Origin of the sequence: Desulfobotulus mexicanus (genome assembly GCF_006175995.1) — a bacterium.
GTDB lineage: Bacteria > Desulfobacterota > Desulfobacteria > Desulfobacterales > ASO4-4 > Desulfobotulus > Desulfobotulus mexicanus.
This window is the reverse complement of sequence record NZ_VDMB01000013.1, coordinates 44,269-70,290: the sequence shown is the minus strand read 5'-3', so window position 1 is coordinate 70,290 and position 26,022 is coordinate 44,269. Positions and strand designations below refer to the sequence as shown.

The 26,022-nt window shown below is 49.0% G+C and carries 20 protein-coding genes; 12 read left to right on the top strand and 8 right to left on the bottom strand.

Translation table 11 applies throughout. The features are described from left to right. Positions 1-133: 133 nt before the first annotated feature. From FIM25_RS10905 to FIM25_RS10890, 4 genes are all read left to right on the top strand, one after another. Positions 134-1,300: a type 1 periplasmic-binding domain-containing protein gene (locus FIM25_RS10905; RefSeq protein WP_139449186.1), complete on the top strand. Its 1,167-nt coding sequence runs from the start codon at positions 134-136 to the stop codon at positions 1,298-1,300. Beyond that, complete coding sequence (locus FIM25_RS10900; protein WP_139449184.1) at positions 1,297-3,621, top strand: ATP-binding protein; 2,325 nt, start codon at positions 1,297-1,299, stop codon at positions 3,619-3,621. The genes FIM25_RS10905 and FIM25_RS10900 overlap by 4 nt, the downstream gene beginning before the upstream one ends. Positions 3,622-3,630: 9 nt before the next feature. Then, positions 3,631-5,835 (top strand): GGDEF/EAL domain-containing response regulator, encoded by a 2,205-nt coding sequence (locus tag FIM25_RS10895; protein WP_139449181.1) that lies wholly within the window; start codon positions 3,631-3,633, stop codon positions 5,833-5,835. Positions 5,836-5,942: 107 nt separating this feature from the next. Continuing rightward, entirely contained in the window at positions 5,943-7,187 is a 1,245-nt protein-coding gene (locus tag FIM25_RS10890; protein ID WP_139449179.1) for a DEAD/DEAH box helicase, read from the top strand. Between the two features lie 167 nt (positions 7,188-7,354). On the opposite strand, the gene FIM25_RS10885 is transcribed toward FIM25_RS10890, so the two are convergent. Genes FIM25_RS10885 through FIM25_RS10870 form a run of 4 tightly spaced genes read right to left on the bottom strand, consistent with a single transcriptional unit; the run spans position 7,355 to position 8,877 of the window. Further along, a complete protein-coding gene (locus FIM25_RS10885) occupies positions 7,355-7,597 on the bottom strand; it encodes a YHS domain-containing protein (protein WP_139449177.1) in 243 nt (80 codons plus the stop codon). Beyond that, positions 7,573-8,085 carry a 2-amino-4-hydroxy-6-hydroxymethyldihydropteridine diphosphokinase gene (folK, locus tag FIM25_RS10880; RefSeq protein ID WP_139449175.1) on the bottom strand — a complete coding sequence of 171 codons (513 nt, stop codon included), beginning with the start codon at positions 8,083-8,085 and terminating at the stop codon, positions 7,573-7,575. Before folK ends, FIM25_RS10885 begins: the two co-directional genes overlap by 25 nt. After that, positions 8,082-8,501, bottom strand: a complete 420-nt coding sequence (locus FIM25_RS10875; RefSeq protein ID WP_139449173.1) for a hypothetical protein — start codon at positions 8,499-8,501, stop codon at positions 8,082-8,084. The genes folK and FIM25_RS10875 overlap by 4 nt, the downstream gene beginning before the upstream one ends. Positions 8,502-8,523: 22 nt before the next feature. Further along, positions 8,524-8,877, bottom strand: a complete 354-nt coding sequence (locus FIM25_RS10870; protein WP_139449171.1) for a hydrogenase maturation nickel metallochaperone HypA/HybF — start codon at positions 8,875-8,877, stop codon at positions 8,524-8,526. An 864-nt stretch (positions 8,878-9,741) separates the two neighbouring features. Here FIM25_RS10870 and FIM25_RS10860 point away from each other — a divergent pair. The 6 genes from FIM25_RS10860 to FIM25_RS10835 all read left to right on the top strand — a co-directional run bounded on the left by FIM25_RS10860 (position 9,742) and on the right by FIM25_RS10835 (position 18,006). Then, positions 9,742-10,947, top strand: coding sequence for a DDE-type integrase/transposase/recombinase (locus tag FIM25_RS10860; protein WP_139449167.1), 1,206 nt, complete (start codon positions 9,742-9,744; stop codon positions 10,945-10,947). Between the two features lies 1 nt (position 10,948). Then, entirely contained in the window at positions 10,949-11,785 is an 837-nt protein-coding gene (locus FIM25_RS10855) for an ExeA family protein (RefSeq protein WP_139449164.1), read from the top strand. A gap of 622 nt (positions 11,786-12,407) precedes the next feature. Beyond that, entirely contained in the window at positions 12,408-14,483 is a 2,076-nt protein-coding gene (locus FIM25_RS10850) for a methyl-accepting chemotaxis protein (protein ID WP_179953310.1), read from the top strand. 35 nt (positions 14,484-14,518) lie between these two features. Next, complete coding sequence (locus tag FIM25_RS10845; RefSeq protein ID WP_139449161.1) at positions 14,519-16,075, top strand: acetolactate synthase large subunit; 1,557 nt, start codon at positions 14,519-14,521, stop codon at positions 16,073-16,075. Positions 16,076-16,206: 131 nt separating this feature from the next. Continuing rightward, entirely contained in the window at positions 16,207-17,136 is a 930-nt protein-coding gene (locus tag FIM25_RS10840; protein ID WP_139449159.1) for a lysophospholipid acyltransferase family protein, read from the top strand. A 114-nt stretch (positions 17,137-17,250) separates the two neighbouring features. Beyond that, positions 17,251-18,006 (top strand): M90 family metallopeptidase, encoded by a 756-nt coding sequence (locus FIM25_RS10835; RefSeq protein ID WP_179953309.1) that lies wholly within the window; start codon positions 17,251-17,253, stop codon positions 18,004-18,006. Between the two features lie 8 nt (positions 18,007-18,014). Here FIM25_RS10835 and FIM25_RS10830 read toward each other — a convergent pair whose 3' ends face one another. Together FIM25_RS10830 and lipA are read right to left on the bottom strand one after the other, a co-directional pair. Next, positions 18,015-19,382 (bottom strand): MATE family efflux transporter, encoded by a 1,368-nt coding sequence (locus tag FIM25_RS10830; RefSeq protein ID WP_179953308.1) that lies wholly within the window; start codon positions 19,380-19,382, stop codon positions 18,015-18,017. Positions 19,383-19,434: 52 nt separating this feature from the next. Further along, positions 19,435-20,388 carry a lipoyl synthase gene (gene lipA, locus FIM25_RS10825; protein ID WP_139449153.1) on the bottom strand — a complete coding sequence of 318 codons (954 nt, stop codon included), beginning with the start codon at positions 20,386-20,388 and terminating at the stop codon, positions 19,435-19,437. Positions 20,389-20,613: 225 nt separating this feature from the next. On the opposite strand from lipA, the gene FIM25_RS10820 reads away from it, so the two are divergent. After that, on the top strand, positions 20,614-22,056 hold the full coding sequence (locus tag FIM25_RS10820) for an OmpP1/FadL family transporter (RefSeq protein WP_179953307.1): 1,443 nt from the start codon (positions 20,614-20,616) through the stop codon (positions 22,054-22,056). Positions 22,057-22,603: 547 nt separating this feature from the next. Next, complete coding sequence (locus tag FIM25_RS10815; protein ID WP_139449149.1) at positions 22,604-23,794, top strand: MFS transporter; 1,191 nt, start codon at positions 22,604-22,606, stop codon at positions 23,792-23,794. Positions 23,795-23,905: 111 nt separating this feature from the next. Here FIM25_RS10815 and FIM25_RS10810 read toward each other — a convergent pair whose 3' ends face one another. Continuing rightward, positions 23,906-25,150: an acyl-CoA dehydrogenase family protein gene (locus FIM25_RS10810; protein WP_139449147.1), complete on the bottom strand. Its 1,245-nt coding sequence runs from the start codon at positions 25,148-25,150 to the stop codon at positions 23,906-23,908. Between the two features lie 486 nt (positions 25,151-25,636). Continuing rightward, the gene (locus FIM25_RS17690; protein ID WP_281279322.1) at positions 25,637-26,008 is read right to left on the bottom strand and encodes a MerR family transcriptional regulator; all 372 of its coding nucleotides are present in this window, start codon (positions 26,006-26,008) and stop codon (positions 25,637-25,639) included. Between the last annotated feature and the right edge of the window lie 14 nt (positions 26,009-26,022).

The window sequence follows — 26,022 nt, the reverse complement described above, 5'->3', positions numbered from 1 at the left end:
ACTCCGGCAGAAAAACTGAAAAACCAGACCTGCATCACGGCTGCCCTCCGTTTTATAAAGGCCTTGGCACCCAAACACCGTGCCTGACCGGAAACTGAATGACTGGTATCCCCCATGACTTAAAGGAGAAGAGATGGATGAATCCCCCCTGAACGGACATAGCTATTCCGGCTCAGCCCTTTTTACTATCCTGCTTTTCCCGATCCTTACAGCCCTACTTCTCTGGCCTCTGTCCACCCTTGCAGATACTGTTTCTGGCTATTGGACCATGGAAGCCTTCATGGAAAAACATCCAGAACAAAAGGATAAAAACGCATTTTTTTCCAAGCGGGTAGAAAGCCCTGCCATACCACTGCCAGAATCCTTCCATATCCCTGAACCGGTACGCATTGGCATCATTTACCCCGGCTTTGAAACCTCTGACTACTGGACAAGAAACATCAAGGCCTTTACCCTGCGGATGCATGAACATAAAATTCCCTATATTCTTCATGTGAGGCTCCGCTATGATAACAAGCCCTATGTTTCCCATGAGGATATGCATCTGATCCGGGACATGCTGCAAATGAACCCGGATTATCTTATCTGTACCCTTCCCTCACCGGAACACAATAAAATAATAGAGAGAATCCTTTCCCGCCCAAAACCAAAAATTATTCTGCAGAACATCACAACCCCCATTAAACGATGGGACATTTCTCCCCCCCTTTTATATGTGGGATTTGATCATGTGGAAGGCACACGCATGCTTGCGGAACATGGCCGAAAAACCCCAGGTTCCTATGTGGTCCTGAATCCAGACCATGGATATCTGAGTAAATTGAGGGGAGATACCTACATCAACTTCAATGCTGCCCACGGTCTGAAACCGAAAGATATTTTTTTTACGGGTATCAACAGAAAAAAAGCCAGACTGGCAACCCTTGAAGCCATAGACCGCCATCCGGATCTGACAAGAATATATGCCACCACAACGGACATTGCCCTGGGTGCTGCGGATGCCCTTAAGGAAATGGGCATAGAAAAGCAGATTCATCTCAATGGCTGGGGCGGCGGACAGGCCGAGCTGGATGCCCTTGAAAAAGGAGAGCTGGATGTTACCCTCATGCGGATAAATGATGACAGCGGTGTGGCCATGGCAGATGCCATTGCCCTGGATATTCAGGGACAGGGCCACTATATCCCCCGTATATATTCCGGCAGAATGCAACTTGTGGACACAGACATGTCAAGGGTAACCCTTAACGAAATAAGCCGTCAGGCATTCCGCTATTCCGGATTGCAAGGAGAACTGCCATGAGCCCTTCAAGTCATACCCCATGGTCTGCCTTCTTTTCAGGTGTCTCCTATAAAATCATTGTTCTGGTGGGCCTGATCTTTATAATAACAGGCTCCCTCAACATCTACCTTGCCATAGAGACCGGGAAAAAAGGTGAAAGGCGGGAGAGGGAGCGAACCTTTGACCAGAGCGCCCAGATGGTCAGCCATCTCATGGGTCTGCAACGTCGCATGATTGAAGACAGAATACAGGCCCTCAGCCTGAATACCGCCCTGCTCACTACCGTCAGGAAATCAGAACGGGAAAAGGCAGAAGCCCTGCTCCTTGCCACCAGACGCATTGATACCACAGGCTTGCTTGAAATTCTATTCGTCTCAAAGCCCGGTACTCCCCGCTGGGCCGATGTCAGCCTTGATCTTTTCGGTGAAGCCTCAGACATCGCCATTACCCACAGGGATGATTTTTCCCATAATGCATGGGCTATTCTGTCTTTAACAAAAGATTCAACCCAATATTATCTCGTTTACAGTACCCACCTTCTGGATCCTGTTACCGGACGGGTTATGGCCATGCTCCGGGGAGGTGTCAGGCTGACGGAAAACCCAACGTTAATAGAAAGATGGCGTCATGAAGCAGGTCTTCAGGGACTGGCTCTGGTATGGAACAAAAGTATTCTTCTTTCTGCCATGGAAAAACCAGTGCCATGGCCCACCATGAACCTTCCCCTTTCTCAAGTAAGCAAAAAAAACCACCTCCATTACGCCCAGCGAACGCTGCCCGATACCCGGGAAAACCTTTCCCTGATTCTTGCCATTTCTTCCCAGACCGATTCTGAAAAAGAAACCCTTGGTATTCTCATGACCTTTGGCAGTACTACGGCCCTTGCCCTTCTTCTGCTGCTTTTACTTCTACTGCGTCAGGTAGCCTCACCCCTTAATGCCCTGTCCAAACAGGCCCGGACCCTCACCCATGAAAAAGAGGGATGGCTTGAAATCCCTGAAGGACAGGGCTATAGTGAGCTGGACAGTCTTATTGTATCCTTTAATAATCTTCTGCGGGAAATGCGAAACAGCGAAGCACGCTTCCGTATGATCTTTGACCATGGCTACTTTCAGGCTGGACTTGTATCATCCGAAGGCATTGTTGACCTGGTGAATCAAAGAGCCATGGATGCCATGGGAATGACCGCCGCTGATGTGGAAGGAACCCCATTGGTGGACACTCCATGGTGGAAACGCTCCGAAGACAGAAACCGCCTGATGCTGGCCATGAACCTTGCCATTTCCGGTATTGAGGACAGCTTTGAAGCCAAGCAGCAGACAGCCAGAGGCCAGACCCTGACCGTACTGGTCAATGCAAGCCCCATACAGATCAGCGGAAAACGCCATATTCTTGTTTCCGGAGTAGATATCAGCGACAGAAAAAGAGCTGAAATGGCTCTTGCGGAAGAGCGCAGCCGTCTGGCCCAGCTCAACCTTTTCCTTGAAAGCCGTGTGGCAGAAAGAACAAGAGATCTTCATGCGGCACTGGAAAATCTCAAGAAAACCCAGAACGAACTACTCAGATCAGAAAAAATGTCTGCCCTTGGAGCCCTTGTGGCGGGTGTTTCCCATGAGCTAAACACCCCCATAGGTAATGCCGTAACCGTATCCAGTACCCTCATGGATGCACAAAGGCGATTTGTGAGAAAACTTCAGACCGGCCTCACCCGTTCCGATCTCAATAACTTTCTTGAAACCGTTGAAGAAGCCAGTACTCTTCTGGACAGAAATCTTGAAAGGACCGCAGACCTTGTAAACAGTTTCAAACAAGTGGCCGTAGACCAGTCCAGCTATCAGCGAAGAAACTTTGAACTAAAAGAAATTATAGACGAAATCATTATCACCATGGGCCCTGCCATAAAAAAAACCCCCCACAGACTGGAAGTCTCTGTGCCAGAGGGAATTTCCATGGACAGTTATCCGGGCCCTCTGGGGCAGATACTGATGAATCTCATCACCAATGCACTCATCCATGCTTTCGATGGGGAGAGTGCCGGTAATATTATCATCCATGCACAAAGGAATGAGAAAAAACAGGTTCTGATAAATATAGAAGACAACGGCTGTGGAATTCCCGAAGAAAACAAAACCAGAATTTTCGATCCCTTCTTCACCACAAGACTGGGACAGGGTGGCTCAGGCCTTGGGCTGCACATAGTTTTCAATCTGGTTCAGGAACTGCTCGGTGGCCATATTGAACTTGATGCACACAGGCAAAGGGGAAGCTCTTTTATAATTAGCCTTCCCCTTACTGCACCAGTTCAGAAACTATCCCCATCTACGGAACCCATGCAATCATAAGGACAAACCATGTCAGATTCCTATACATCGGATCATGAACCCCTCACATTTCTCGATGAAACAGATATGACGGAACAGATTGCCCCATCGTACTGGTCCGTTCTCATTGCAGACGATGAGCCCGATGTCCATCAGGTAACCCTGCTGGCATTAAAGGATATGGAAGTAGAAGGCCGCCGTCTGAAATTCTTCCATGCCTATTCCGGAGAAGAAGCCAGAACCATCCTTATACGGGAAAAAGATATTGCCGTAATTCTTCTGGACGTGGTTATGGAAACAGAAGATGCGGGCCTGCGCCTTGTCCATGCCATACGCAAAGATATAAAAAACACCTGCCTGAGAATCATTCTGCGGACGGGTCAGCCGGGATACGCCCCTGAAATTGACACCATTCTCCGCTACGATATAAATGATTACAAAACCAAGGCTGAACTGACCCGCACCCGGCTTTTCACATCCATGACCTCAGCCATCCGGGCCTTTCATCAGATTCAGCAACTGGAAATCAGCCGCCATTGTCTGGGTATGATTCTGGATGCCACAGCAAGGTGGGAACCTGCCCAGGGCCTTACTCATTTCGCACAGGATGTCATCACAGAAATCTGCACCATGCTCTCCATACCCGCAAGCGGACTGGTCTGCATCATGGAAGGGGAAAAACCCGTCATTCTGGCAGGACTGGGGCGGTACGGGGCCTTTACCGGAAAAAATCTTGGTTGTATTAATGACGAAAGAATCCGTAACAGTATAGAAGAGACCCTGCATCTCCGGCAACATCAGCTCAATAACGGTCTTTGCCTTTACCTCCATGATTCCCGTACAAGGCCCATGGCCGTATTTGTGGACAAAACCCTGCCCATGGAAAAACTCCAGCAGCAACTGATTGACATTCTCTGTCAACACATTCTTACGGGCTTTGAAAAAGCCCGTCTTTATCAGAAAATCCGCCAGACAGCATTTGAAGATCCACTCCTGGGCATAGCCAACCGCGCCCGTTTTCTTATGGAAATCGATAAAGGCCATGCTGAATCAAGAATGTTGGCATTACTGGATATTGACGGTTTTGCAGACATAAACAGCATACTGGATCAAAACTTCGGGGATGCTGTACTTCAGGCAATCAGCCAGAGACTGCTGGAATACTTCTCGGCAAAAGTATTCATAGCCCGCATAAGCAGTGATGTTTTCGGCCTTCTGGGACCTAAAAAGGAAATCCATGCAGACCGCTTAAGGGACGTATTTCTTCCCCCTTTCATCATAGGAGAAGAGTCCCTGAGGCTTTCGGCCACATCCAGCCTGATTCCCCTGCCGGATAACAGCATTTCCTCCGCCACCATCCTTAAAAATGCGGGCGTTTCTCTGAAACAGGCCAAAAGGTTTAACCGGGGCAAGGTGGTCTTTTATGATCCTGAGCATGTTACTGCGGCAAGGGATCGCATGCAGATGCTCAGCCAGCTCCGTCAGGCCTTCACATCGGAGAGACTTTTTCTCATGTACCAGCCCATTGTGAACCTGAAAACCGGCAGAATCACCGCAGCAGAAGCCCTGCTCAGATGGCGAAGTGACAACGGAGATTTTATCCCGCCGGACCGTTTCATTCCCCTTGCGGAACAGTCGGGGCTGATGGTTCCCATAGGAGAATGGGTCATGCGTACAGCATTCCGCTTTCTCAAAAATCTTGGGAACATTGCATCCGAAGACTTCAGAATTTCCGTCAATGTTTCCCAGACCCAGTTCAGGGAACCGGATTTTGCAACAAAACTTTTTCAGGCCATGGAAGACTGCAGGGTTGAGCCTGCCCGTGTGGAAATTGAGCTCACGGAATCCGTTGCCATAGAAAGTCTGGAACGCATCAAGCCCACCCTTGGGGCCGTATGTCAGGCAGGTGTTTCCATAGCCATGGATGACTTTGGTACCGGCTACTCATCCTTAAGTGTTCTGCACCAGCTCCACATCAACCGCCTGAAAATAGACAAAGCCTTTATCAGCGGCCCCGGGTGCCGTCTGGACAATCAGGGCATTGCGGCAACGGTCCTCCAGCTGGCGGAAAAACTCTCTCTGCAGACCATAGGGGAAGGCATAGAAGATGAAAGTCAGCGCAAAGCCCTTCTTGAAATGGGATGTACCGAAGGTCAGGGCTATCTTTTTTCCCGCCCCGTGCCTGCGGAAGCTTTTGAAGAACTTTTGAAAAAGCAGGAAATACAGAGGAGATAGAACAGGTAAGCATAAATACCTTGTCATCATGACCTGAAAATGGCATCCCTTCTTTCTCTGTATCCGGCCCGTTAAGGGCATTTTGCTAGACATCCCAAGGAAAAAGCATGAAATTTGAACAGTATTACATATCCGATGAAATCAAAGCCAACCTGGAATCCCTGGGATTCAAACGCCCCACGGACATCCAGTTCAAGGCCATTCCCTCCATACAGAAGGGTGAGGATGTGCTGGCCATAGCCCAGACAGGAACCGGTAAAACCGCAGCCTTTGCCATTCCCCTGATTGACGGCATTCACAGAAAAAAATCCAGCAAACGCAGTTATGGCATCAGCTGCCTTGTTCTGGTTCCAACAAGGGAGCTGGCCGCCCAGATAGGCGATGTTTTTGAAAAACTGTCCCGCCATACCAAGGTGAAGGCCTTTGCCCTTTACGGCGGAGTGGAGCAGGATCTTCAGGTTAAAAAACTTCAGGACGGCATCGACATTCTGGTGGCCACTCCGGGCCGGATGTTTGATCTGATCAAGCAGGGCTTTCTGGATCTGGAACGTATCCGCACCCTGGTACTGGACGAGGCGGATCGGATGCTGGATCTGGGTTTCATAGGCGACATTGAAGCAATCAAGAAAAAACTAACCCATAAACACCAGACCCTTTTCTTTTCCGCCACCATCGGTCCGGAAATTAAGAAACTGGCCTTTTCGCAGGTCAAAAGTTCGGCCATCCGCATACAGATTTCCCCGGAAGATCCCGTTTCCAAAAATGTCTCCCACCATGTGATGTTTGTTGAAATGGACGACAAGCGCTTTTTTCTGGAGCGCTACGTAAAAGAGCATCCCGAAGAAAAAATAATGGTCTTTGTCCGTACAAAGGTCAGGGCAGAAAGGGTGGCAAAGGCCATGGACAGGGTTGATATACCTGCCCTTTTCATCCATGGAGATAAAGATCAGAAGGAGCGTATGGATGCCATGCAATCCTTCAGAACAGGTCGCTGCCGAATGCTCATAGCAACGGATGTGTCCGCAAGGGGCATAGACATTCCCGATGTGCAAGTTGTCATAAATTACGATCTTCCGGATGTGGCGGAAAACTACGTACACAGGGTGGGCCGTACAGGCAGAGGAGTGAACAAGGGGCTGGCCATTTCCTTTTGCAGTCAGGAGGAAAAAGAGATGCTGGAATCCATTGAAAGGCTCATAGGAAAACCCGTTCCCCAGCTTTTCATGGACAAGGCAACCTACACCGAAACCCTTTTGTTTTCCCAGGAACAGTCCCTTGAGGAACTCATTGCGACCCAGGAAGCCTTTGATGCAAAAAAAAGAATAAAAAACAAAAAATCAAAAAACAGATGACGGGCCTGACCACAAGTATTTGATGATCCTGTGTTGCAGGGGCACCCTTCACTAATACAGGCTGGTAAACCTGAAACCTGCCCCTAAAATTTTCCTGGGGCAGGTTGTTATGGCTGAAATATAATGGTAATCAGACTCATTAATTCCATGCTCGTTATTTTTTCAAGTCAAAGATTTTCATCATTTTTTTTCTCTTCTATGAGAAACAGATCCTTGCATTTATCACTGCAGAAATGCACTTCATGCCCCCCCTTTTTCACCAGCAGAGCTTCACTTTTCGGGAGATACAAACCACATACAGGATCCTGAACAAGCTCCTCATGAACCTCATCGGAGACCTTGGGTGAAAAACCAACTATAAGTCTCCATAAAATATAAATCAGAATCAGGGTAACAATAATTCCGGGCATGGTATCCTTTCCACCCACTGGGAGTTTTCCGGTAGCTTTTTCAACAGATCCGCCATGGTTTCATGCAACAGAGGATGCCGCATATCAGGATTTATATCACAAAGGGGCTTAAGAACAAAACGACGCAGGTGCATTCGGGGATGGGGGAGTTCAAGGTTTTCATCCCTGCAGACCCGGTTTTCGTATAAAAGAAGGTCCAGATCCAGAAAACGGGGACCATAGCGAAATGCCTTTTCCCCCTGTCCCCCCTGCTTTTGCAGATGAAAAAGATTTTCCAAAAGTTGTTCAGGTTCAAGACAGGTCCGAATACGTGCCACCGCATTGACAAAAACCGGCTGGTCTTCATAATCCACGGGCGCACTTTTATAAAAATCAGAAACCGCATCCAGCTGCATTCCGTCAAAAATCCGCATTTTTTCAAGAGCCTGCCGGAGACTGATCACAGGGTCTCCTAGATTGGCTCCCAGAGAAATCCATGCTGCATTCACGGATGATCTTCCTCCCCTGCATGGGTCTGCAAACGGGCAGGAGGGCCTTCGGCCCCACCCCTCATGAAGGGACGGATCTCATAAACAAAAACGCGGGCCGTATCTGCTTTGTCGGCATAACGCCGGGCTTCAGGTCCCAGCACAGCCAGCAGGGTATAGGAAAGGGGGCAGTCTCTGCATCCGTCTTCCCGCATGGCTGCCCTGTAAATCCTGAAACCTGCTGGTCTTTGTCCCTCAATTTCCCAGGATAAGACAAAGCTCCCCGTCTCCGGCCTTACTTTAAAGGATAGAGGAGCCTCAGGCATATTCTCGCCGGGCGGCATGGGCGGAGCCTTAAGTCCACAGGCAACGGCGACAAACAGTAAAAGCAGACATAAAATAATTTTATCCGCACCTTTATTTTTAAAACACTGCATGACCATCATTTTCCCTTTTTATCTAAATGGCTTCCATTTCCAGCACCTGATAACCTGAACCGGCAATAAGGCGACCTTCTCCCAATCTGCCGCATCCGGGACAGGCTGGAATGGGCTGTTTTCTGTCCTCCCAGACGTAAGTATCCTGACATATGGCACATTGAAAGAGGGCAGGAATACGCCGCACATGGAGCTTTGCACCGGCCGCCACGGTTTCCTGGGATATCCTGTCAAAATACTTCTGCATCCACTCCGGCTCAAGATCCGATAAAATCCCAACACCTAAGGTGATACTCCTTATTTCCCGAACTCCATTTTTCTGTGCATGTCTGCATACCACAGACAAAATTTTAATCATCACCGGCAATTCATGCATATTTTTCACCTTTTTTTCTGTATCCGGACTTTTCTCCACCTGTAGATTCTCTCTTAAATATCCACCTTTTTGCCCCAGAATTCTCAAGCTTGCTTACATTCCGTGAGAATCACAATTTAAGCCTTTTTGAGAAAATCGGAGGCTCAAAATAAAAAAGACATCCGGACAGCAGGAACCGCCCTATGCCTTTTTTTATCCTCCTCCCCCCCTTTGGGGGGGATAAGAGGGGGGGTTGTGTTATGAGTATTTCGACAAAAAAACCATAACCCCCAACCCCTCTTATTTAAAAAATGACATTATCAGAAACAGGCCCCAGCGCCAACATAGAATTTATCCTTGAAAATACCGTCCACTGCCGCCGATGTCACAGCACTCTTGTCATCCGCTACGGCACCTACGAAAGAAACTCCCCGTTCGATTCAAATGCAACCATTAAAATCCAGCGTTATTACTGCAACAATCATTTTTGTTTGCAGAAAACCTTTTCTTTTCCGTCCTTCCCGCTGATCCCCATCATCCGTCACTCCTGGGACACGATCATGCGTTGCAATGAGCTCTTCAAAACGGGAAGTACGCTTGCTGCCATTGCCAAAGAATTGAAATTTACCTGGCCAACGGCCCGCAGTCTTTATTTTTTTCAGATTCCTTCCTGAGCTGGCTGAATCAGGAAGGCCGGATCGCTGATTGGGGGCTATCCCCTGACAAGGCTCCGATCCACCTCTGGCGGTTTTTTACCCGGGATTTTTCGCACTGCTTTTACCCGAAACGCTGGCCGGAACAGCCACCAACACAATTCTAACATTTCGTTTTTTAAGCCAGTTTTGTACGTAGCCTCCATGTTTAACCTTTCACATGGAGGTCTCAATGAAAAACTGGGATAAAATGGATATCGGGGTCTGGCGATTTGGCATCATCAGCCCAATTCTGCACAGAAATGAGCTGGATGAACCCCTTGAAAACGCCCTTTTGCGGCTTGCGGATCAGAGCTTCCGCCAGCCGGACGGGAAGACTGTTTCCTTTTCTCCTGAAACCCTTAAAAAATGGCTTTACCGCTACCGTAAAGGCGGTTTGCCAGCCCTTGATAACAGTGAACGCAAAAACAAGGGCACCCACACGTCTATCCCCAAAAAAATTGAAGACAGGCTTTTTGAGCTTCGGGAAAAGCATCCCAGATGGGTCCTCTCCCGTATGCTGGAGCAGCTCATTCAGGAAAAGCTCTGGGATACAAAAACTCCTTCCAGGGCAAGTCTTTATCGTTTTGCCCAAACAGCCAATCTTCAGCGGGATCCCCATATCACGCCCCTTCCTGCCAAAGCCTTTGAATATGAAGTCTTTGGCCAGCTCTGGATGGCGGACTTCCTGCATGGTCCCAAGGTCATTATCCAGGGTAAAAAACGAAAAACCTATCTGCACGCCATTATTGACGATGCCAGCCGATTTGTGGTCCATGCCGGTTTCTATACATCAGAAGATACTGAAATCATGATGATGTCTCTGATGGAGGCCATTCGAAGACATGGAAAACCCATCCGTTTTTATACGGACAACGGGGCCTGCTATGCGAGTACCCACTTAAAAACCGTCTGTGCCAGATTGGGGATACATCTCATCCACACGCCTCCCGGCAAACCAAGGGGGAGGGGGAAGGTGGAGCGCTTCTTCCGAACCGTCCGGGATGGCTTTCTTGATGGAGATACGCCGCCAGCCAATACCCTGGAGGGCCTGAACCAGGCCTTCAGTGCCTGGTTGGGCAACTATAACAGGCAGCCTCACGGATCACTGAAAACCTCTCCATTGAACAAAAAACTAAGCTCAGCCAGTGCCTGTACCCTCATTCCCGAAACGATAGAAATTGAATCCCTGTTCCGCATGAGCCGCCAGTGCAGGGTCTATCTGAATAACACCATCCGCCTCAAAAAGCGAAGCTACGATGTTCCAAAGGCTTTGCCCGGAACCCGTGTGGAAGTCTGGTTCATGCCATGGGATCTTGAAACTGTATGGTATGGCCCGGACATGACACCCGCAAAGAAAGTGGATGCCGCCCTCAACGCCCTGAGTACAAGGAGATAAGATGACATACACAAATCCACCGGCAAAACTCCCCATTCAGGATTTTTTCCAATGGAAAAGACACCCCTTTGCCGACACCGATGCCCATAAAAAATCTTTCATGCCGAAAAAAGATCAGCAGCAGATGGAAACCATCCATCGGCTTCTGAATACAGGCAAAAGCCTTGCCCTTTGCGGGCCTTCAGGATCGGGGAAGACAACCCTTGCCCATGCCCTTTTGAACTCGCTGGATAAAAACAGCTACAGAACCATCTTCATCCCCTATGCGGGATACCCCAGAAACGGCCTTGCAAGGATCATCGCCGAGGCCCTGGGTGTGGATATCCGTGCAAGGGGGCTGCCCATGGTGGCAAGGATACAGCAGCATATTGAAGCTATGGTTACTGCCGCAAGGCCCCTTCACCCGGTTATCATCATGGATGATGCCCAGCGCATGGAAATGGACTCCTTCTGGGATCTCAGTGCTTTTTTGTTCCAGACCTCAAGGCAGGCTGCAGCGGCATCCCTTATTCTGGTGGGGGATGAAAATCTTGCAAAACGTCTGGAGCTTTCTTCCATGCTGCCTATCCGTTCAAGGCTAACCGGCATTATGAGTATGCGGCCTATGGATGAAATAGACACCCGTCATTTTATCCAAAAACGCCTTGAGAGCGCAGGCGCACCGCCGGATCTTTTTGGTTCAGAGGCTATGGATCTTATTGCCGCCAGTACAAGGGGCAATCGCAGGGCTGTTATGAATATGGCTACCATGGCTCTGGAAGAGGCATATATCAGGGAAGAAAAAACCATCTCGGCGGAGTTGTTTTACGGCGCCGACTGGTTCAACAGATCCGAGTGAAACGGAGGCGACTGCGAGGGGACTCCAGCGTTAAGGGATAACTCGGTGCGGTAGACTGCTGTCTACAATGAAAGACCGGAAGGGGATAGCCCCTTCCGGTCACATTTTTGTCGGGTATTTGTTTGTGAGAATTTTTGTGGATTTGTGTATGAGAATCAACACCACCTCTCATTAACTCTATCATAATAATAAAAACAAAGGCAGTCTGTAGAAAATCCATGAACATAACAGAGATAAACTGTTACCGAACCAGAGTAACTGACAAAAAAATGTATTTCTGACAGATTCCCAATCTTTTTCAAATAAAATTATGGTTGAATGCCTTTGTAGCTGAGTCGCTCTCCCCCGCACTCAGTCCCCCCGTCCGGGGATAATAACAGATAATCTCCGGATTCTCTCCCCATGCCCTTTTTCCATCCCTCCATAAGACTATCCGGACTCCCTTTGTCCGGATAGCCTTATTCTTTTAAAAAAAGGTTTCATGGAAGGGCTTTATGATCTATATTTCAAATACATTGTGATCATAACAGTATTCTTTCAAAGATCCCTGCCCACAGATTTTTTCTCATGGAATCCCGGAAATGAATTTTTTAACAAAAACCTTCACCAAAGAGGTATCATCATGTTTTCCCGGATGCGCCTGAAAACGAAACTGCTCCTTGCCGTATGTTCTGTAGCTGTCCTTGCCTTTGCCATCACCATATGGATAATCAGTCATATGGCCTCGGGTCAGCTGCAGGAAAATGCGGAAAACCTTGCCATGGAAGCTGCCCACCGCCATGGGGGAGAAGTCCGCGCCCAGCTGGAAGAACCCCTGAATGCCGCAGAAACCATGGCCCAGATACTGGGTGGCATCCAGAATACGGAATATAAGCCTTCACGGGCCATGACAGCAGCTCTTATGCGCAGTGTGCTGGCGGACAATCCTGAATTCTGGGGAGCCTGGGCCGTCTGGCATCCGGATGCCTTTGACGGCAAAGATACAGATTTCATAAATACTCCGGGCAGTGACGACAAGGGCCAGTTCATGCCCTACTGGCACCGCAGCAGCGGTCAGCCGGAACTGGATATCACAGGTGCCTATGCCGAAGACAGCCCCGATGGCAGATGGTACTGGCAGCCCTACAGGACAGGCAAAATATTCATCACCCCTCCCACGGAATACGAGATTGCGGGTAAAAAAACCACGCTGGTTTCAGCCTGCGTTCCCATCCGTACCGGCGGCAGAGTCGTGGGCGTTGCCGGTGTGGATTATTCCATGGAACGCATGGCCGACATCATTGCTGCAGTACAGCCCTTTGGAAAAGAACACAGCTACGGTTTTCTTGTTTCCAATGAAGGCATAGGTGTAGCCCACCCCATGGAAAAGGCCATTGGCGCACATATGCGGGATTTCAATATTGACGAAAGCATTATTCGGGCGGTTCAGGAAGGTAAGGTTGCAAGGGAATATGGTCGTTCCGCCCTTCTCGGCGGACAAAGCTTTACCTTTTATGCACCTGTCCGCATCGGATCCAGCGAAGCCCCATGGAGCCTTGCCGTGGCTGTTTCCATGGACAGGGTGCTGGAAGGCTCCCGTCAGTTGCGCAATATCAGCCTGGTCATCGGAATTATTTCCATTGGCATGCTCTTCCTTGTGGTCTTTTTTATTGCAGACCGCATCATTGTCCGTCCCATTCAGCATGTGGCCATTAATCTTAAAGAAATATCCGAGGGTGAAGGGGATCTCACCCGACGCCTGCCCGTAAAGGGAAAAGATGAGATTGCAAGTCTCAGTGAAAACTTCAATACCTTCATTGCAAAACTTCAGAACATGATTCAGCAGATACAGGGCAATGCCAGAACCCTGGGGCTGGCTTCTTCCGGTCTCAATACCATTGCTTCACGTATGTCGGAAGAAACCCGTGGCACGGCGGAAAATGCAGGAAGGGTGGCAGCCGCCTCCAGAGAAATGAGCTCCAGTGTTCATAATGTCGCCGCAGCCATGGAAGAAGCCAGCACAAATATCAATATGGTAGCCACTGCCACGGAAGAAATGACCAGTACCATCACAGAAATTGCCCTGAATGCGGAAAAAGCACGCAGTATCTCCGAAGAGGCCGTAGCCACAGGCAAACAGGCATCGGAACGCATGATGGCTCTGGAACAGGCAGCCATGGATATCAGCAAGGTTACCGAAAGCATTACTGAAATATCCGAGCAGACCAACCTCCTTGCCCTCAACGCGACCATAGAAGCCGCAAGGGCCGGGGAAGCAGGTAAGGGCTTTGCCGTTGTGGCCGGAGAAATTAAAGAACTTTCCAGACAGACAGCCAGCGCAACCCAGGAAATCCGCCAGCGCATCGAAGGTGTTCAGGCCCTTTCCGCAGAAACCATTAAGGCCATTGGCAATGTGGTCCGGGTGATCGGTGATATCTCAGAAATCAATGCCACCATTGCAACGGCGGTGGAAGAACAGACCGTGGCCACAAGGGAAATAGCAGGCAACATCTCCCAGGCATCCTCAGGTACTCAGGAAGTCAATAGTAATGTGAGTCAGCTTTCCCTTGCGGCATCGGAAATTTCTACGGATATCAACGGTGTGAACGCTAAAACCGAAAACCTGAAGCATGAAGGTGGGCAAATTACGGCCAGTGCTGGCGAACTTGCAGATCTGGGGGCCACCCTTTCTGAACTTGTGGGAAAATTCAGGGTATAGAGACAAGGTCTTAAAAAAGGAGAAAAATCATAGTCATGAACGCATCTGAATTTTTATTTAAAAGTTTTGCCCATGCAGGCATAACCACCTGCTATGCCAACCCCGGAACAACGGAAATGCCCCTTGTGGAAGCCTTTGACAGGGTAAAGGGTATCAGGCCCGTTCTCTGTCTCTTCGAAGGTGTCGCCACCGGAGCTGCGGATGGACAGGCCCGCATGACTGGCAAGCCCGGCCTCACCCTTCTGCACCTTGGTCCCGGCTTTGCCAACGGCATTGCCAACCTGCACAATGCCCGCCGTGCAAAAAGCCCCATCATTAACCTCATCGGAGACCACGCCACCTGGCACAGGGGAGCCAATGCTCCCCTAACCATGCCAGTGGAAAAACTGGCCGCCTCCCTGCCGGGCTGGGTACGGTATGCAGGCCGGACCCGGACGCTGGGGGCGGATCTACTGTCCTGCTACGAGGCCGCCATGTCCGGTGGCATTGCAAGCCTTGTCCTGCCCCATGATCTGCAGGCCATGGAAATGAATAACCTGCCTGAAGAACTTTCTTATCATGCATATTATAAAGAAAATCAGCAGACACTGGAGAGTGCTGCTGATATGCTTAAAAATGCAAAAAATGCAGCACTTCTTCTGGGCGGCTCAGCCTTAGGTGTTGAAGGTCTTAAAGCAGCGGCAGCCATATGCGGTAAAACCGGGGCATCCCTTTTCATGGAAACCTTTGCAGCCCGGATGGAACGGGGAAAAGACATCCCTGCTCCAGAGAGAATCCCCTACTTCCCGGAAGCTGCCATCGAAAGACTCAAAGATTTTGACACCATCATACTTGCGGGCATGGATGCACCCGTGGCCTTTTTCGGCTATCCTGGTATCCCAGGGCAGATACTGAGGCCCGGACACCATACCCTGCAAATCGCAAAATCTGAAGACGATGCCGCAAACAGTCTAAAAACCCTTGCCAAAATCCTCGCTGCCAATGCCGGGGATATTATCACACAAGGCTCTCCTCTCTTTGATGCAGATCCAGGAGAACAGCTGGATATGGTTTCCCTTGGTATCATCCTTGCCAGCATGCAGCCGGAAAATGCCATTGTGGTGGATGAGGGTATCAGTTCCGGGATTTTTTATAATTATTACGCCACAGGTGCCTCCGCGCACACTTCCCTTTCCATTACAGGCGGTGCCATCGGTTTTGGTATGCCCTGTGCCATAGGTGCCTCCATGGCCTGCCCTGAACGGCCTGTAATAGGGCTTCAGGCCGATGGCAGTGCCATGTACACCTTTCAGGCCCTCTGGACACAGGCAAGGGAAAAACTGCCCATCACCACCATTCTCTGCGAAAACGGCGGTTACAACATCCTTGATATTGAAATGAGCAGAGCTGGAATCAGCAGCCCCGGCCCCATGGCTGCCAGTCTTACCAAATTTAAAAACCCTTCCATCGGCTGGGTCGGTCTTGCGGAAAGCATGGGCGTTCCTGCGGAAGAAGTGCACACGGCTTCTCAGCTTCAACAGGCCCTTTCACACAGAAATTTCATGGATGGTCCGAAGGTGATTGTGGTAAAACTTGCCGGTGGATCAATGTAAAAATCATAAACTGCATTTTTTCCATGAAAGCTTCGCAGGCTTATGGTAAAGCCATCTTAAACGGGGCACCCCCCCTGTTACCGGAAAAATATACTTTCAAGCACCCGCAAGCATAAGAAAAAGGATTCCCCATGCGTTTTCAGGATAAAATCATTTACACAATCATCTATGGTTTCATGTGGACCCTTGGCGGGCTGCCAAAATCATGGCGTGTTGGAATAGCCCATGCCATTGCACGGATCTGGTACAGACTGGACCGCAGGCACAGGCTTTTGGCAGAAAAAAACCTGGCCATGGTCTTTCCGGAAAAATCAGAAAAAGAGATCCGTTCCCTTACCTTTAATGTTTTCAAACACTGGGGGGAAATGTTTTTTGAAATCGGATGGGGCCTGCACCTTGATGCTCGTAATATCTATGACTACCTTGAGCCAGAAGGTCTGGAGAATCTCAGCAGAGCTTACCGGAAAAAAAAGGGAGTCATTCTCATCACAGGTCATATCGGTACCTGGGAAATCCTGCCTGCCTGCCTTGAGAGAATCAAACTACCCAATAATACCATTTACAGAACCATGGATTTCAAACCTTTAGATGCTTTTTTTCTCCGGGCCAGAACCCGCCTTGGCGCAAACATGATTCCCCTGCGTAATTCTGTACAAAAAATCCATGACAGACTGAACATGGGTGAAAGTATAGCCATCTTCATTGATCAGAACGCCAATACAAAAAACGGTACACTGATTGATTTTATGGGATGCGAAGCCTATGCATCCAAGGGTCCGGCTCTGCTTTCCCTTGCAACGGAAGCAGCCGTTGTTCCTGCCCTCATTGCCAGAGAAGGGGAAAAATATAAAATGATTTTCTATCCGGAAATTCCCCTTGTCCGTACGGGAAATCCCGAAAAAGATATCCGCATCAATACCCAGAGGTACAACAATGCCATTGAGGTTATGGTCCGCAGATACCCGGAGCAATGGCTGTGGGTGCATGACCGCTGGAAGACCCGCAAACCTGCGGTAACAGAAACGCAGGAGATCCCACAATCACAGAATAATCATCAATAGACTTGGTTCGGATGCAAGACGCCATGGCTGTTTGGAAGCGTAGTAACACCTAAGATCATATGCGGGATGATTCCCTCAGCATTTGCACGGCAACTTTTTTCTGGAGAGAAAAACATGTGGTGGAAAATCCGGGAATGGCGCAGAAAAAAAAATCTGGACAGGGTACGCATGGACCGGGATCTCTGGGAAAGCGTGCGTACGGATATCCCTATTCTCGATTCCATGGCTCCGGATAAAGCTTTCCAGCTGAGGGATCTGGCATCCCTCTTCTGCCATGAAAAGGATTTTGAAGGCATCCACGGCCTTGAGGTGGATGAGTTCATGCGGGGCTATGTGGCAACTCTGGCCTGTATTCCGGTTCTGAATTTCGGGCTTTCCGCACTGGATGCCATCACATCCATTATCCTTTACCCTTCTGAATTTGTTCCTGATACAGAAGAGGTTGATGAGGCAGGCATCGTACATCGAAGAAATGAAGCGCTTTCCGGAGAAGCCTGGCAGAATGGACCTGTGGTTCTCTCATGGGAAGACGTCCATGCGTCGGGTCAGGGCAGCGGGTACAATGTTGTTATCCACGAAATCGCCCATATTCTGGATATGAGAAACGGAGAAGCCAATGGCTTCCCTCCCCTGCCCCGGTATATGGATTCAAGAGCCTGGAGCGAAGCTTTCCGCACGGCATGGAAAGACGCCAGAAAACGTATCAATCAGAATGGGCACCTTCCCATCGGCTCCTATGCAACGGAATCTCCGGCAGAATTTTTTGCCGTATGCTGTGAATATTTCTTTGAATGCCCCCACATCATAGAAAAAAACTGGCCGGGCGTTTTTGAGCAGCTGAGTCTCTATTTTGAACAGCCTCAGGTTTAGAAAAGAACCTACAAAGGCTTTTTCTGTACCCTCAAGAGCCTCAAAAGAAGAAAGCATGCGGCAAGGGTCAGTCCTGTAATGAGGCTTATCCAGAAACCTGCAGCTCCCATGCGTGGCAAAAAAATATCCGTCATGCCCAGCATATAGCCAAGGGGCATGGCAACTCCCCAGTAGGCCACAAAGGTAAGGCGCATGGGAACAGCCGTATCCTTAAATCCCCGCAAGGCCCCGAGGGAAGCCGTCATCACCGCATCTGAAAGCTGATACAAAGCCCCGAGAACGAGAAGCCCCGCAGCCATGGCCTGCACCGCCCCGTCCGGTGTATAAAGGGCCACAAGCCAGTAACGGAAAACAAGGGTGCATGTCAGGGTTATTCCTGCGATCAAAAACGCCAGACCCATGCCAGACCACGCCGTTGCCATGGCATCCCTTATACTTTTTCTCCCCACAGCCTGGCCTACCCGGACCGTGACTGCCGTGGCAAGGCTCAGGGGAATGGTATAAATCAGCCCTGAAATGTTCATGGCTACCTGATGCCCTGCCACGGCAATGGCCCCCAGACCTCCAATAAAAAGGGTAATACAGCCGAAAATACTGGCTTCCATGAAAAGGGTCAGGCCTATAGGCCCACCCAGCCGCAGAATGTCCTTTAGCAGTCTTCCCCTGAAACGGGGGCGGCGCAGCCAGCCTAGGCTGCGATAAAATCTGGCCCTGCCCAGATAAATCCCCATGGCCAGAAACATGATCCAGAAGGTCAGGCCACTGGCCCATCCGCATCCGGCCCCACCCATGGCAGGAATGCCAAACCCACCATAAATAAAAAGAAAATTCAAAGCCACATTACAAAACAACCCCACAATGGAAATCAGCATCTGAGGTCTTGTATCCCCCATGGCCTCGGAAAAACTTTTAAACACCAGATAGCCTGCCATGGCAGGAACACCAAGGCCAAGCCCCTTCAGATAAAGAAGCGTTACCGCTATAACATCCGCAGGAGCCCCCATGAAACGCAGAACCGGCTGCATACACTGAAGCAAAAGTCCAATGATGATCCCCATTATAAAGGCCAGCAGCAGACCATGGTGTACTACGTCCACAATTTCAGATTTTCTACCTGCTCCTACCAGTTGGGCCACCATAGGGCTGACAGCCAGAAGCAGACCATTGAGTCCGAAAAGCACAGGCACCCAGGTACTGGCTCCCATGGCAACACCGGCAAGATCCACAGCACCCACACGACCGGACATCAGCGTATCCACAAAACCTGCGGCACTGAAGGCTAGCTGCCCGATCCATACTGGAATAGCAAGGCGCAGCAGGGCTGAAGACTCCACAAAAAAAATCCGGCTTCTGCCGGATGCATGTTTTATTTCCACAACAAACCTTTTATATTTACAAATACTTATACGATAAATACAGAAAAAATTTTCACGGGTTGAGGGTTTCAAGAACAGCCCTATGCTCTTCGGCCCTGTAGGAGCTGCGGACAAAGGGCCCACTGGCCACGGCTGAAAAACCCATGGCGAGGGCCTCTTTTCTCCAGAAATCAAAGGTCTCCGGCAGGACAAAGCGTTTTACGGCAAGATGTCTTTCCGAGGGCTGAAGATACTGCCCCATGGTAAGAATACGGCATCCGGCCTGCCTCAGATCCTTCAGGGTTTCCATGATCTCATCATCTTTTTCCCCAAGGCCCAGCATGATACCGGATTTGGCAGGGATACCAGATTCATGGGCAGCAACCCTTGATATCAGTTCCAGCGACCTTTGATAAAGTGCTTCCGGTCTCACCTCAGGATAAAGCCTTTCCACAGTTTCGATATTGTGATTGATCACATCCGGTTTTGCATGAATCACCTTTTTCAGAGCTTCTGCAGAACCCATAAAATCCGGAATCAGCACCTCAATACCTGCCGAGGGAAGCTGTCTGCGCACGGCCCTGATGGTTTCTGCAAAAATTTCTGCCCCACCATCTTCCAGATCATCACGGGTCACAGAGGTCAGCACCACATAGGAAAGTCCTAAACCTGAGACAGCCTCTGCAACCCTCTCGGGCTCTTCCATGTCCGGCGGGAAGACTGTCCCCGACTCAATATTACAGAAACGGCAGTGACGGGTACAGGTTTCTCCCAGCAGAAGAAAGGTGGCCGTCCCCTTTCCAAAGCACTCAAACTGATTGGGGCAGTGGGCCTGTTCACAAACCGTATGCAGTCCCTTTTCCTTTAAAAGATGCTGAACCCGTCCATACACAGGCCCCTTTGGAAGACTCCGGCGAAGCCAGGATGGTTTTTTCAAAAAAGGAGAACTCTTTTTTCCTCTGCACCCGTTTCCATGATCGCAGAGATGAAAAAGCTCTTCGCCACTTCCTGTTTTTTCTGTTTCCATAGCCAACACTCAATCCCAAAAAATCAAATCCTGTTATTAACGGCGCAGCATAACAACCGCTGCAGGGCTTCAGATACCACATTCTTATTTTTCTTGACACCAAAGACATTAAGTAAACACTGTTATTAAAAATCTACACGGTTTGCATTTCAGACAATGCGTTCAAACTAAAACATGCCCATTCATGCCCCCTTTTTATTACCCAAATGTTTAAGGAGGTTTTTTGTGAAAAAGTATTTTATCCTTTTTGCCACCTGTCTCGCCTTAGCTGCACCAACAGCCTATGCAGGCTGTGTGGACACCTTTGGCATCGGAGCCAAGGCCACAGCCATGGGTGGAGCCTTTTCCGCCTATGCAGATGATCCATTTGCGGTTTATTACAACCCGGCCGGCCTGACACAGATCAAAAGGCCAACCCTTGCCTTTGGTGCCCACATCATTGAGCCGGATCTGGAAGCAAAAGGCTTTCACATTAAAGGAACTAAGGACCCAAGATTCCTGGATGAACAGGGCAATCCAAAAAATTTCACGGTTAAAGATGAATTTCCCACACTGGTTGTTCCACACCTTGGTTTTGCCATGCCGATTACAGACAGAATATCCATGGGCGTGGCTGCTTATGCTCCATGGGGTCTTGAAGTTGAATGGCCCGGTGATCGGGATAAAAACCCCGGCGTTCACTCTTCCTATCACTCCTACTACAAACGCCTTGCCGTTACACCCACCATTGCCTATAAACTCAATGATCAGCTTTCACTGGGTTTTGGCATATCCATTGGTCAGTCCAAGGCTGGCGGTAAAAAAATTCCATATTACTTCTCTGATGAAAACCAGCCCAAAGCCAGTGCCTATGTCAATGCTGTTCAAAATGGTATAAACCCAACTACAGGACAAGCCCTTAACCCTGAAACCGATCAGGCTGTAATTGCAAATGCCCATGCCCTTGGAAGAGCCCTTGAAATGCATGGTCATGAAATGGAACTTGAGATCAGCGATGACCTCAATTATTCTTTCAACCTTGGCGCAATGTACAGAGCCACTGAAACCATTACCCTTGGCCTGACCTACCGCAGTGAAACCAGCACTGATTTTGAAGGGGATCTTAAAAGAAACGGTGTAAAAATTGCGAAAGCAACCATGAAATACAACCATCCCCAGCAGGTTCAGGCGGGAATCCGTTATGCTCCCCATGACCGTTTTTCCATTGAGTTTGACCTTGTGTGGACAGAATGGAGCATCAACAAGACCCAACGGGAAGATATTTTCCCAATTAACGGCTCCCCATCATTTCCCCTTGAGTATGAAAGAAACTGGGACAATACAAGGCAGATCCGTTTTGGTGCAGAATATGTTCTCAGTGATATGATCTCCCTGCGCGGCGGTTACTTCTATGACCCAAGCCCCATCCCCGATGACACCCTTGATCTCATGTGGCCGGATGGCGATAAAAAAACCTACTCCATCGGTGCAGGATTCAACTTCGGTAACTTTACCCTGGATACTGTACTTCAGCTCACGGTTGTAGAACAGGACCGTATTGTGGGCGGTGAATCCAACAACTTTAATAAAAGTTATATAGATTATATTGAAAAAAATGATCCCATGGTCAGCGCCAAAGCAGGCGGTCATCTGCTGGGTGCAGGTGTAACCCTGAGCTACCGTTTCTGATTTTTATCCCTACCCTGAAAAGGCTGGTGCAGAGTATTTTTTCTGTGCCAGCTTTTTTTTTATTCACACCTCCATGCAGCCGCAAGTTTCTACAGAAAAACCCACTTGACATCTGCCCTGATTTCATAGCTATTCAAAACCAAGGTAAGCTCCAATGCAAATCATTTAATAGAAATTGCCTTGCATGGAAACTACCGAAAACATCTGAGCATTGACACCATAGGGCAGAAAATCTTATTGCCCTGAGCCAGAAGGGCCGAGACTGAAGGCCAACGAGGGCTCCTCCATCTGTGCAGAACCAGTTGCAGAGCTTCGATCCAGACATCCTTCAGGTCCCTGAAATTCTACAATGCCGTTATCAAAGCCTTTATACTCGGAACTGTCATCCGTATAACATTTAAATACTTGAAACCCACTTATCAATAGTTTTCTCGTGATATTTGAATAATGACCACTCTCTCAAAAATGACCCTGCAAAATATAACACCAAGACCGTTAGACTTTCTCTTTTTTTCTCGATATTCTTATTTTTCCATTCAGGCAAGCCATGTCATATTTAAATTTTTTCTGCCAATATCATAAGGTTCTATTTTTTGGTGTCCTGCTGACCTTTTTTTCAAGCTTTGGACAGACTTTTCTGATTTCAGTATTTGTCCCCCATATTCTTAAGGAATTTTCACTCAACAGCGGCCAGTTCGGAACCATCTACTCCCTTGCAACCCTGTGCAGTGCTGCCTTGCTTCCCTTTTTCGGCAGACTTCTGGACAAAAGCAGAATCAGTACTTTTACCTTTTGTATTGGTCTGACCCTGTTATTATCATGTTGGCTCATGGCCCTGTCTCCGGGAGTTGCCTTTCTGTTTGCCGCACTGCTGGGCTTAAGAATTTCCGGTCAGGGGCTTATGGGACTTACGGCTTCAACGGCAATGGCAAGGCTTTTTACAAAGTTCCGGGGACGGGCTTTAAGTATTTCTGCAACGGGCTATCCCCTTGGAGAAGGAATTCTGCCCCTTGTCACAGTACTGATACTGCATAGCTACGGCTTACGTATAACCTGGCTCATTGCAGGTTTTTTTATAGCTTTGATTTTTCTGCCCCTTTCGATTTTTCTTATTAGAGATACCGGAACACCAGCTGAAGAAACCACCAAAACAGAAGAAGAATGGTCACCAAAACATCTTCTCGGAGATGTTCGTTTTTATCTGATCCTGCCGGGAATTATGGCGATACCTTTTCTGCTTACCGGCATTTTCCTTTACCAGACAAGCCTTGCCGATTTCAAAGGCTACACGCCCGGCCTGATGGCTTCCGGATTTACCGCCTATGCACTGATGCGCATGCTCAGCTCCATTGCCGTGGGTCCATGGATAGACCGTCTGGGCGGAATTCGCTTGTTTCCCTTCTCTGTCATACCGCTTTTTATGGGGCTTATTGTGCTCTGGACACAGTCCGGCATCTGGTGCATCTATCTCTTTTTTATTCTGGCGGGAGCTTCCCAGGGGGTTTCCGGTATCATTGCCACAACAGTGTGGGCGGAAATATATGGAGTGAATGTTTTAGGACAGGTCAAAAGCCTGAGTGCCATGGTGGTGGTTTTCAGCACAGCACTCAGTCCGGCTCTTTTTGGTTGGATGATTGCCTCTAATTTCAGTTTTTCATGGATACTGCCCGGAGCAGCGGCTTTCTGTATACTTGCCTTTGTTTCAGGCCTTGCCATGCGCCGCATCCCAAGAACCTGACTTTGGTTCTTCAGATGCAAAACTTTTTACCTTGCATCAGCATGATCTTCTGGTGACTACACAAGCAGACAGGTACGCGGGCACAAACCTCAAGCACCCGATATCCTGCCCCTATTCGTAAATCTTTTCTCCTTCGGCAAAGGCTTCAGCAGCATCGTTTTCACAGTCACGGGTGATGCCGGAAACCCTGTCTTCCATATATTTTCTGTACCATTCACTGGCAATGATAAGACTCATTACCTCATTGGTCCCGGTCCAGATGGAAGCCAGACGCACATCCCTGAAAATCCGCTCCACGGGGAAAACATTGGTATAGCCAATACCTCCCATCACCTGCATGCTGTTATGCACCACCTTCTGGCAGGATTCCGTGATGAATTTTTTGGATTCGGAAACAAGCCTGCGGATCTCGTTTTCAGGTACTCCCGCATCTACAGCCCGGCTGGTGGTGTAGGCCATGCTACGGCAGGCATCCAGAAGCATGGCAGCTTCTGCCACCTGAAAGCTGACACCCTGATACCGGGCAATTTCCCGGCCAAAGGCTTTCCTCCTTGTGGTGTAGCCCGTGGCCACTTCCAGAGCCGGACGGGCAGCACCTATGGTCATGGCTGCCGTACCCAGCCGCTCCGGTATCATCATGGTATTGAAAACCGCATATCCTCCATGGAGGCTGCCCACAATATTTTCTTTAGGAACCTTTGCGTCTTTAAAGACAATCCGCGCGGCACCACCACCCCGGCAGCCCATGAGTCCGTAAATATAATCCACAATCACACCTTCGCTACGATCCACAATAAAGCAGGTCAGGGACTTGTGGGCCTTGGCTTCGGGATCGGTCTTTGCGTATACCAGAAAATAATCCGCACCTTCACCACCCACGATAAAACGCTTCTGGCCATTGATGACATAATGATCTCCCTTGTCTTCGGCCGTGGTGTTTGTTGCGAAGAAATCGGAGCCGCCCCTGGGTTCCGTTAGACATTCCGCTGCAAATATTTCTCCCTTCAGAAGGGGTTTGACATATTTTTCCTTCTGCGCATCACTTCCATGGCGGATAATAGCATCACATACCAGCTCCGCCCCCACACCGAAGGTACAGGCCATAATATAGCCAAGGGTTCCGATTTCTTCCATGACCATGACGGTACTCACCCAGTCCAGCCCTCGACCGCCCCACTCCTTGGGATACCGGCAGCCCATAAGGTTCCGTTTCCCGGCTTCTGCAAGAAATTCTTTGGGAAACTGCACCTTATCCGCATCCATGTCCAGCAGAAGCTGCCTTGGAATGGTTTTTACAAAATCCCGGACTTCACTGCGCAAGGCTCTGGCTTCATCGGACAACAGAAAATCATACATGGCGGTCTCCTTTAAGGGGAATCAATTGGGAATGGCAACCTGTTCCGGAAGGCTTTTTCTGGGCATCATTTATTATTTTGTAACTTCTGAGCAACTTCAAAAGTTACTTTATGACAAAACGCCATAACACGGCATGAGTTGCTGTTCAGCACATTTTATTCAAAATTGTCACCGTTCTAATTTCAACAGCTTCGTACGGCTGCAAGGCATCCTGGCAATTTGCAAGTGACGTTGCAATCGTTTCGGATCAGAGCTTTGAAGCCCTGTGCGAAAGAAGCGGCAAACTGTCTGAGCCGCCACAAAGGCAGCGTGCTTAAGCCTGCTATGGTAATCGAAAAGTTCATCCTGCCTGTGGCGGGGAGTTTTTGCCGCTTCCGCACAGGGCAAGAAGCTCCCGAATAAGATTGCGTCACGGGCAAATAGCTTGGATGCCTCTGCATTTATCTGGCAGGTATGAAAGTTAAAAAAATGTGCTGAACAATTACATTATTTTATGGATTGCAAACGTTTTTCCAGAAACTCCTGCATGGAAAGAATATCAGCCTCCAGAAGGGCCAGATCCTCTTTTTTTCTTCGTATTTCCTCAAGCTTTTCCCTGCCAAAGGCAAGGCTTTTACGAATCTGCTCGGCCTCATGGAGGGGAACATCCGCATATCCGATCATTTCCGCAATTTCTGCCAGAGAAAATCCAAAACGCTTGCCCCGAAGAATCAGCTTGAGTCTTGCTTTATGTTTTCTGGAATAGAGCCGCTGGTTACCGGCACTGCGTTCAGGGGATATCAATCCCTTATCCTCATAAAAACGGATGGTGGAAGGACTGATTTCCAGCTCTGCGGCCAGCTCTGATATGGCGTACATCTTTATTGAATTCA

Bases quoted from the DNA above. Each gene is read 5' to 3' on its own strand.
- FIM25_RS10905 (WP_139449186.1), top strand. From the start codon at position 134: ATGGATGAATCCCCCCTGAACGGACATAGCTATTCCGGCTCAGCCCTT.
- FIM25_RS10900 (WP_139449184.1), top strand. From the start codon at position 1,297: ATGAGCCCTTCAAGTCATACCCCATGGTCTGCCTTCTTTTCAGGTGTC.
- FIM25_RS10895 (WP_139449181.1), top strand. From the start codon at position 3,631: ATGTCAGATTCCTATACATCGGATCATGAACCCCTCACATTTCTCGAT.
- FIM25_RS10890 (WP_139449179.1), top strand. From the start codon at position 5,943: ATGAAATTTGAACAGTATTACATATCCGATGAAATCAAAGCCAACCTG.
- FIM25_RS10885 (WP_139449177.1), bottom strand. From the start codon at position 7,597: ATGCCCGGAATTATTGTTACCCTGATTCTGATTTATATTTTATGGAGA.
- FIM25_RS10875 (WP_139449173.1), bottom strand. From the start codon at position 8,501: ATGCAGTGTTTTAAAAATAAAGGTGCGGATAAAATTATTTTATGTCTG.
- FIM25_RS10870 (WP_139449171.1), bottom strand. From the start codon at position 8,877: ATGCATGAATTGCCGGTGATGATTAAAATTTTGTCTGTGGTATGCAGA.
- FIM25_RS10860 (WP_139449167.1), top strand. From the start codon at position 9,742: ATGAAAAACTGGGATAAAATGGATATCGGGGTCTGGCGATTTGGCATC.
- FIM25_RS10855 (WP_139449164.1), top strand. From the start codon at position 10,949: ATGACATACACAAATCCACCGGCAAAACTCCCCATTCAGGATTTTTTC.
- FIM25_RS10850 (WP_179953310.1), top strand. From the start codon at position 12,408: ATGTTTTCCCGGATGCGCCTGAAAACGAAACTGCTCCTTGCCGTATGT.
- FIM25_RS10845 (WP_139449161.1), top strand. From the start codon at position 14,519: ATGAACGCATCTGAATTTTTATTTAAAAGTTTTGCCCATGCAGGCATA.
- FIM25_RS10840 (WP_139449159.1), top strand. From the start codon at position 16,207: ATGCGTTTTCAGGATAAAATCATTTACACAATCATCTATGGTTTCATG.
- FIM25_RS10835 (WP_179953309.1), top strand. From the start codon at position 17,251: ATGTGGTGGAAAATCCGGGAATGGCGCAGAAAAAAAAATCTGGACAGG.
- lipA (WP_139449153.1), bottom strand. From the start codon at position 20,388: ATGGAAACAGAAAAAACAGGAAGTGGCGAAGAGCTTTTTCATCTCTGC.
- FIM25_RS10815 (WP_139449149.1), top strand. From the start codon at position 22,604: ATGTCATATTTAAATTTTTTCTGCCAATATCATAAGGTTCTATTTTTT.
- FIM25_RS10810 (WP_139449147.1), bottom strand. From the start codon at position 25,150: ATGTATGATTTTCTGTTGTCCGATGAAGCCAGAGCCTTGCGCAGTGAA.
- FIM25_RS17690 (WP_281279322.1), bottom strand. From the start codon at position 26,008: ATGTACGCCATATCAGAGCTGGCCGCAGAGCTGGAAATCAGTCCTTCC.